Annotated in this window: 6 protein-coding genes and 2 pseudogenes; 4 read left to right on the top strand and 4 right to left on the bottom strand. The window is 63.0% G+C overall.

The genetic code is table 11. The features are described 5' to 3' along the window. From MKK49_RS00185 to MKK49_RS00175, 3 genes and pseudogenes are all read left to right on the top strand, one after another. The coding region (locus MKK49_RS00185; protein ID WP_244025982.1) for a transposase at positions 1–300 on the top strand (300 nt) is incomplete at its 5' end. An 852-nt stretch (positions 301–1,152) separates the two neighbouring features. Next, positions 1,153–3,744, top strand: a complete 2,592-nt coding sequence (locus MKK49_RS00180) for an HWE histidine kinase domain-containing protein (protein ID WP_244025981.1) — start codon at positions 1,153–1,155, stop codon at positions 3,742–3,744. 15 nt (positions 3,745–3,759) lie between these two features. After that, positions 3,760–4,032 (top strand): annotated as a pseudogene (locus tag MKK49_RS00175) (HU family DNA-binding protein); the annotation flags it as partial. 636 nt (positions 4,033–4,668) lie between these two features. On the opposite strand, the gene MKK49_RS00170 reads toward MKK49_RS00175, so the two are convergent. From MKK49_RS00170 to MKK49_RS00155, 4 genes are all read right to left on the bottom strand, one after another. After that, positions 4,669–4,887, bottom strand: coding sequence for a hypothetical protein (locus MKK49_RS00170; RefSeq protein ID WP_244025980.1), 219 nt, complete (start codon positions 4,885–4,887; stop codon positions 4,669–4,671). Positions 4,888–5,043: 156 nt separating this feature from the next. Further along, on the bottom strand, positions 5,044–5,643 hold the full coding sequence (locus MKK49_RS00165; RefSeq protein ID WP_244025979.1) for a hypothetical protein: 600 nt from the start codon (positions 5,641–5,643) through the stop codon (positions 5,044–5,046). Positions 5,644–5,686: 43 nt separating this feature from the next. Further along, positions 5,687–7,276 (bottom strand): Dyp-type peroxidase, encoded by a 1,590-nt coding sequence (locus tag MKK49_RS00160; protein WP_244025978.1) that lies wholly within the window; start codon positions 7,274–7,276, stop codon positions 5,687–5,689. Between the two features lie 28 nt (positions 7,277–7,304). Beyond that, entirely contained in the window at positions 7,305–8,177 is an 873-nt protein-coding gene (locus MKK49_RS00155) for a hypothetical protein (protein ID WP_244025977.1), read from the bottom strand. 352 nt (positions 8,178–8,529) lie between these two features. Between MKK49_RS00155 and MKK49_RS00150 the strand changes: the two are divergent. Then, a pseudogene (locus MKK49_RS00150) lies at positions 8,530–8,614 on the top strand (IS5/IS1182 family transposase); the annotation flags it as partial.

The following is an 8,614-nucleotide window of genomic DNA, read 5'->3' as shown; positions in this document are numbered from 1 at the left end:
CGCCATTGCGTCGTCGGCACGCCGGCCAAGGAGCGGCGGGTGACGCGCTGGGAGCACGAGGCGGTCCTGGAAGCCGTGCAGCGCCGGCTCGACGAGGATCCTCACGCGATGCGCACGCGCCGGCAGACGGTCGAGCACGTGTTCGGGATGCTCAAGGGCTGGATGGGCGCGACCCACTTCCGGATGCGCAGGTTGAAGAACGTCGCCACCGAGATGAGCCTGCAGGTCCTGGCCTACAATCTGAAGCGGGTGATGGCGATCCTCGGCACCGGGCCACTCCTCACCGCCCTGCGGGCGTGAGGGCACGCGGATTGCCGCGCGCCATCACTGATCCGCGTCAACACATCAAACCGCGTTCTCACACAGCCTCCACCCATCCCGGTCGCAGAGCGGACCGGCGAGTGTGACCCAAACTCGCCATCCTGACCGAACCATGCGCGTTGCAAAAGCAGACGCTCCTGACCCACGGACGAAGCGGTCGTCGCAGCTTCGTCCGTAGCGCTCAATCAGGTTTGCGCGCTTACGAGGCAGCCCCGCCGCCCCGATCTAATCACAGGGCCGGCGGGGTGGGTCGTCCATCTCACGTGAGCCGGTACGCAACTTGGCTCGGAGGTGGGATGGGCCGGGATCAGTTAGGCAAGCGTCAAAGAGCCAAACGAATGGCGGTCTACGGCCTGCCAAGATTAATGTTCAGGCGGACAACGGGCATTCTTAAATTATTTGGAACACTAGCTGTCTTGGGCCGGTTCACCGCAAAGCCATCGTAGACCAAATACAAATCCGAGCAGATGGACCGAACATCGCTCCGCATCGGGAAAAATATTATGATTGAAGATGTTCCATTTTATTTTATGATTGGCATCCTTGCTCTCATTGCAACCTATGTGCTCTGGATCAGGCCGTCCGATTCAGTACCATAACGTACTTAATTGTGCAAAAATGATAATTTCGAGCAACTTAGTCTAGCAGAATTTGAGTTTATTGAGGGTTATTTTTGCGGTTCTGGACCTAAACCGTTGCAAATGTATTTTTCGAAGCCCAAGCCAATCTCGCGGTTTCGGTTCTGTTTCCTTCAGCCGCCCCAATACCATCGCATGCCTAATCCTAGGTTTTCGCGTCCGGTATTTCGATTAAGTGGCGGAAGGCGGCGCTGTGAAACCCACTGCCATCGGCACGGACCTCAACCCCGCCGATCCCGCGTCCTGCGACCGCGAACCGATCCATATTCTCGGGTCAATCCAACCGTTCGGCTTCCTCGTCGTGGTATCGACCGACTGGATCGTCGTCCGGGTTTCCGAGAACGTCGCGGAATGGCTCGATCAACCGGCAGAGGCCTTGCTCGGCACACACCTCGTCGAGGTCTTCGAGGGCGAGGCGGTCCATCAAATTCGCGGAAAACTCCAGTCTATCCGTGGCCCTGGTCAGGTCGAACGGATCTTCGGACTGAAACTCTCGAAGGGCGGTCCCGGCTTCGACGTCGCCCTGCACGTCAGCGGCGAGAGCATCGTCATCGAGGCCGAGCCCAGCGTGGCGGGGAGCACCAATCCCGTCGATCTGGTGCGTACCCTCGTCGGGCGACTGCAGCAGACGACCGGGTTCGGCGCCCTGTGCCGGGAAGCCGCCCGTCAGATGCGGGCACTCACCGGCTTCGAGCGGGTGATGGTCTACCGCTTCGATCACGACGGTTCGGGCGAGGTCATCGCTGAAGCCGCGCGTGCCGGCCTCGAACCCTATCTCGGCCTACGTTACCCGGCTTCCGACATTCCGCAGCAAGCCCGTGCGCTGTATGAACGGAACTGGCTTCGGCTCATCGCCGACGTCGATGCTAAGCCAGCCGCCATCGTGCCGCAGGTCAATCCCGAGGGACAGCCGCTCGACCTCTCGATGAGCGTGCTGCGCTCAGTCTCACCGACCCATCTCGAATACCTGCGCAACATGGGTGTGGCCGCCTCGCTTTCGGTCTCCATCCTGCGCGGCGGAAAGCTCTGGGGCCTGTTCGCCTGTCATCACCGGGTGCCGAACCATCTCTCCTTCGAGCGGCGGAGCGGCATTGAACTGTTCGGGCAGATGTTCTCCTGGATCATGGAAGGCCGCGAGCGCGAGGTCGACATCGCCTACGAGGCCCATGCGCGTGACCTGCACAATCGGCTGATGAGCCTGCTCGCCCCCGACCGCACGGGTTTTGACGGTCTCAAGGGCTTCCTCGACGAACTCCGAGCCATCGTCCAGTGCGACGGCATCGGGATGTCGGTCGAGGGGCAGGTCACCTTGAAAGGCTCCACACCCACGCAGGGGGAAATGGTCGGCGTCGTCCGCTATCTCAACCAGATCGCATCGAGCCGGCCATTCACGACGAACGAGTTCGGACGCCTGCATGAACCGGCCAAGGCCTTCACCGAGAGGGCTGCCGGCCTCCTCGTGATCCCAATCTCACGCACGCCGCGGGACTACCTGATCTTCTTCCGTCGCGAGGTCGCGCGCACCGTCAACTGGGCCGGGAACCCGCACAAGGCGGTGACGACCGGCCCCGACGGCGCGCGTCTGAGGCCGAGAACGAGTTTCGATGCCTGGCGCGAGATCGTCCGAGGGCAATCGGTCCCATGGAGCGAGGCGGACCTGCGCATCGCGGAGTCCTTGCGAGTCACCCTGCTGGAGATGATGTTGCGCCTGACCGACACCGCGGACAAGGAACGCAAGGGAGCACAGGCGCACCAGGAACTCTTGATCGCCGAGTTGAACCACCGCGTGCGCAACATCCTGAACCTGATCCGCGCCCTGATGACCCAGAGCCGATCCGAGTTCGAGACGGTCGAGGATTTTGCTCGCGTGGTTGGCGGTCGCATCCAGGCGCTGGCCAGGGCCCACGACCAGATCACCGCAACGAACTGGGGACCTGGCTCGTTGCACGACCTCATCCACCTGGAGGCAGGCGCCTATCTTGGCGTGAAGGCGGAACGGGTGCGCATCGACGGTGAGGACGTCCTGCTCGAACCCCAGGCCTTCTCGACGATGGCCCTCGTCGTCCACGAGATGATGACCAACTCGGCCAAGTACGGTGCGCTTGCCGACAGTCATGGGACGATCACGGTCGAGTTGAGCCGCGACGATGACGAGCTGGTCCTCGGTTGGAGCGAGATGGGAGGGCCCCCGGTGAAAGCGCCGACACGTCGCGGGTTCGGTACCACGATCATCGAACGCTCGATTCCCTACGAACTGAAGGGCGACGCCAAGATCCGATACGAACTCACGGGGGTCATGGCCCGCTTCACCGTGCCGATGCGGTTCGTCAGCCCCGCTCCTGAAAGGAAGATCCTTTCCATCAAGGGGCTGGAAGACTGCCCCGCACCGCCCTGCGCCCTGTCCGGCATGGTGCTGTTGGTCGAGGACAACATCGTCATCGCCCTGGAGGGCGAGGAGATGCTGCTGCAACTCGGGGCCGACGCGGTGGAAATGGCATCGTCTGTCAAGGAGGCACTGCGCATTATCGAGGCCAGGCCCCCTGACTTCGCCGTGCTGGACGTCAACCTCGGCACCGAGACGAGCCTGCTCGTCGCGGAGCGACTGCGAGCGCTGAACGTCCCATTCATATTCGCCACCGGGTACGGCGAGAGCTTCGTCATACCGCCAGCCTTGGGCGCCGTCACCGTTGTGAAGAAGCCGTTCGACGTCGATGCCCTGCGATCAGCATGCGTTCGCGATGTGCCTGTCGCTCACGCTCCAGCCTTGTCAGCCCCATCAGACTGAGCTTCCACCGACGCCATGCTCAAATCCGAACTGATCCTTCGCGTCGCGGAACAGAACCCGCACCTCTACGAGGGCGACGTCGAGGCAGTCGTAAACGCGATCCTCAACCGGATCTCGGATGCGCTGGTGGTGGGCGATAGGGTCGAGCTTCGCGGGTTCGGAGCTTTCACGGTCGTTGACCGAGACGGACGCGTCGGCCGCAATCCCAGGACTGGTGGTGCCATCGCAGTCCCTTCAAAACGGATGTCACAATTCAGGATGGGGAAGGTCATGCTGGGCCGCTTGAATGCACCGAAACTCCAGCGTCATCCCGAAGCGGCGACCGCTGAAATGTTTCTACGGGTTCCTGATGAAACCGGACGAGCGAAGCGTTCCGGCACACGGGGCCCGGCAACGACGTAGTCGACACAAGCCCAGCGGCGAGCCGGGCTCAGAAGTTTTGCTGGCGCTCTCCTTCGGGTCCCGAGGCCGCCTCTCTCAGGATCAGCTTCTCCCACGCCAGGTCTGAGATCGTCCGTCGAACGTGGAGGTTCTCCAGTCTCCAAAGACTTCAATTATCTAGGCCGTACGTTCTGTCGATCAGGTGTCGATGGGGATCTTGCAGAAACGCCTTGGCGAGGTTCGACGGCGGATTGCGACTGTCGATGACCCCCGGCAAGATCATGCGGGAATATCAGCATTTGGCACGCCCGGCCCTCGGCCGCACACATTTGCCTCGGTTTTGATGCCGGCTTTGGTTCGGGCCTGTCTGCTCGCAGCCTCCGAACATCCGCGCATCCGATTGAGGCTGCCTACCGGCTCACTATCGGGCAGGGCATTTCGCGTGACGTCGAAGTAGGTCGCCTCCTCGGGTATGCCCGAGACCTGTGACCTCGGCAGGAGACGAAGTTGGGCCGCGACGTGGAACGGCGCTTCATCCTCTTTTCACGCGACGCTGGCGTTTTCGATCCAGAAAGCCGCATCGTGGCGCCGGCCGTGATACGTCATCCGCCCGGTGTCCATGAACTGAAGACCGATGTCGAAGCGGCTCATCGCGTCGTCCTCATCGAGATAGCGGGTGAGTTCGGCCTGCAGGCAGTCCGGCTCGCATCGCCTCAGAGGGTGCCCAGGATTTCCCATGCTCGGCATCGCGGACTGCTTCACGACATCGCCGGGTCCGTGACGGAACGGAACCGTGCTCCAGTACCGGAGATGCTAGAGCGTTTTCTGTGATCCTTGGATCGCAGAAAACACTCTAGCCCTTTGTTGTGTATCGCATTTTCTTACGCCGAACCGGCAACCACTTCGGCGGAAAATGCTCTAGTACGGCTTAGGCGTCTGACGGGACTGCGCCTGTGCCAACCCCAGCGCCCGCATCACCAGGAGCTGATCGCCGAACCCCAGGGACATGAAGGCCCTGAGAGGCTTGTCCGCGGTGATGACCTTCATAGTCGCGAGGAACACTCGGGCATCGTTTAGGGGAAGCGTGGACGCGCTCTGCATCGAGAAGTCCTGGCGGGGGCTGACATGAGGGAAGCCATCGGCTGCCCCGCCCGTGAGATCGACGGAGAACGACATCGCCCGAATGTCCGGCTTAAAATCCGGGTTCACGCTGGGGTCCGAATTGGCGAAGCGCACGGTCGCCGGGTAGACGCCTGGCCGTGCAAACGCGCCCCGGGCCAACCGTCCGGCAAGGGCGGCCTGATAACCCGCCTTCAGATCGGGCACTTCGAACTCGGCACGGACGCAGGTCCCCTTGGCATGCGTCCCGCGGCAGGGAAGCCTGTGCTGCTTGACCGCTGTGTCCGCCTGCATGCGCAGGACGTAGCGTTCGATCTCCGCCGCATAGGCCGGCTCGGTGTCAAGGAGGCGGTCGGCATCGTTCCGGGTGATCCCGAACCAACTCATCAGCCACAACATGGACGAACCTCCATCGGGCGGAACGTGGTGGGATCCCGGTCGGTCATCGCGGTGCCTGCGGAAGGCCGGCGATGAACTTCACCGCCGTGACGCTCGGCAGGAAGCAATAGGCGGCGGCCTTCGTGGTCACGAAGGTGGTTAGCCCGGTCGCCTTGATATCGGCCGCGCCTCTGGACCGTGGAATGTTGAACACGCTGTCGTTCGAGGCTTGGGTGCCGATCATCGGGTCCCTGGCATCGGGATCGAGACGCACGGCACCGGCGAACTCGCTCCCGTTGACCCATTGGCTCAGGACGAATTCGTACTGGTTCTCGATGCTGGCGTTGATAAAGTAGCCAAGGAGGCCGCGCTCGATCCCGTCGTATGGTTGGGACGGATCGTAAGCCGGTCCGTAAGGCATGCCGCGGCGAACGAGACGATGGCTGTTGTTGCTGCCACCGGGATGGCCCTGACCGGCGACAGGCTGCCCCCGCGGATTGATCCGGCGGATGTGCGCGCCGACCGGGCAGCGCAGGCCTTTCTGATCACCTGATCCATCGGCGTTCACGTAATCGAAGTCGTTCAAGTCTCCGGAAGGAATGCCGCCCGAGGGACTGTCGGTATCCGGCGATAGCGCAAGCGGCACGCCGTTGCGCCATCGGCCGCAGATCTTGGCGGCGAGGAACTCAGGGTCGATCGTATCCTTGTTCGCCTGAAGGAAGCACTCGAAGCCGACGATGTCGGTCTCGACGATCTTGAAGGCGGCGAAGCTACCGTTCAGGCCGAGTTGCAGAGGGGTCGGGACGGAATAGTTCTCGGCTTCCTCCCGCAGCACGAACAGCCACGGCTCGCACGGTTGCTGCCGATCCGCCGAGTAGTTCTCGGGACCGCCCCGTATCGTGGTTTGGCTGATCCCGTCCGTGTAGCCGAAGTGGACCTTTGACGTCGGCACGGCCACGCCGTCCCGCATCTCCATGAGCGCCTGGCCGTCGTGGCGCGAGAGAATCCGATACGCGCCGCCCTCCGTGAACAGTTCCGCGAGGCGGTCGGTGTAGGTCTCCATCGCTCCGGGGCCAAGCGCATGCAGCGTGACCAGGACATGGTCCGCGCCGGTGCCGAACCCGCCGACCCAGTTGCCGGGCGAACCCGCACCCGTGTCGCCTACGAGATGCGCCCGCTCGGCCGCCCCGGCGACGAAGGCGGCAAAGGACCCGAACGATAGGTCCGGCACATGGTCGGCGACGTCCAATGCGATCAGCCCTGGCCAAGTGATCCCGAGGTTGAGGCAGTAATCCGGCTTGACCCTCGGCGTACCGGCGGGGTCGTCGAAGGGGCCGGGTTCGAACCCGACATGCCAGTCCTTCGCGGTGGTGATCTGCGGAACGTCGGCCTCGTCACCGCCGACGAGCCGGCCCAGCAAGGCCCGTGCGGCCTCGGGTACGCCAACCGTCAGGAGGAGGTGCCTGACCATCGGCATCCGATAGCCGCGCAGGATGAAGCCCTGGACGTCGTCGACGTCGATGGGATCTACGCGGACGGCCGGACGGTCGAACACGGCCCGCCGGCCGCGGTCCAGCAGGCTCTGCCAGAGGCTCTCGGCTGGGACCCTGCCAGATATCCCTTCCATCACCCGACCTTGGATCGATACGACCACCGCGGCTCTCCGATCCTGCCTTTGCCGATCATGGCGTGACGATCGCCATCTTCGGACGTGCCCGGTTTCGTCGAGCGGCGTCGGCGACGAGGGCGTGGATGTCCTGCACGGTGAGGCCGGAATAGGCTTGGTAGAAGCCAATGGGTGTTCGGCTCGCAACCGCGGCGAAGTCGATGAACGCCTGCAGGTGCTTCCGGCAGGGGGACGGTGGTGGGTCCTTGGTGAACTTGAAGATCAGGTCGAACACCTGCCCGATATTTTTCGTGAAGTCGGCGATGTACCTGTCGAAGTCGCCGTCGTAGACGGTGAAAAACCCGATCTGGTTGTTTTCCAACGGCACGAACTGGGCGAAATGCGGCGTTCCGACCGTGTCGAGATCCCGGGTGATTTTCCGGGCGGCCAGGCGCAGCAGCAATCGGACGACGAGGAACGAGACATCGGACCGGATGGGGAGGATGACGAGGAACGGCAGGAGTGCTTTGCCTCCGCGGACGTGCGCCGCCGCTGCCAGCGACTTGATGTCTTTCACTGAGGCGCTCGGATAGGCGCTGTAGACGTTCAGCGGTCGCAGGAGGTGTTTAGCCGTCCAGTCGACGAATGCCCGGGGGCGGTCGGCGACCGGTCCCCCTGGCGGGTCAGAGACATGCTCGAAGATCGCATCGAACACCGGACCAGCTAGGCTCGCCAATCCGGACATGATGCCATCGAACCCACCGTCGTGATCGACGAGGAACAGGAGCGTCTTGTCGCTCAGTACGGTGAACCGGGCATAGTGGATCGTACCCAACTCATCCGCAGCTTGAGAGAGCGCCGGCATGAGTGGCAACAGGCGTTCGGCGACCTGGGCGGCGTCCGCGGGCGATACAAGAGGGAATCGCAGGGTGAAATGGTTCTGGCTCATCGGTCGATCTCCATGATGCGCCAAGCCGCGATCACGTGCGGCGATCTTGCGGGTCGATGGCCGACCGGTGCAGCTCAAGCTTCTGTAATACGGCTCGCAAGGCCGGGGCGTACACGACGGTCTCGCGGTGCCGTCTCAGTAGCCGCAGCCACAGTAGGATTGACCGTAACCATAGCCGCCGTACGTGGCCGGGGCGTAGCCGTAACCATAACCGCTGTAGCCAACCGGCGCGTACCCGTAACTGTCGTAATAGGGATCCGCGTAGTAGGATGATCCGAAGGTGGCGGCCGCCAGACCTAGGGCGTCTCTGCAAAGGGTTCACGGGCGTGGTGATCGCCCCCATGTTGTCGGGATGCGACGTTACGAACTGACTGATGCGCAGTGGGAGCAGATCGCCCCGTTGCTGCCTCCGCAGAAGCCGCGCACGGGCCGGCCAG

This window comes from Methylobacterium sp. J-090 (assembly GCF_022829345.1).
Taxonomy (GTDB): Bacteria; Pseudomonadota; Alphaproteobacteria; order Rhizobiales; family Beijerinckiaceae; genus Methylobacterium.
The sequence above is the reverse complement of the archived record's forward strand: the minus strand, read 5'-3'. Positions and strand labels throughout refer to the sequence as shown.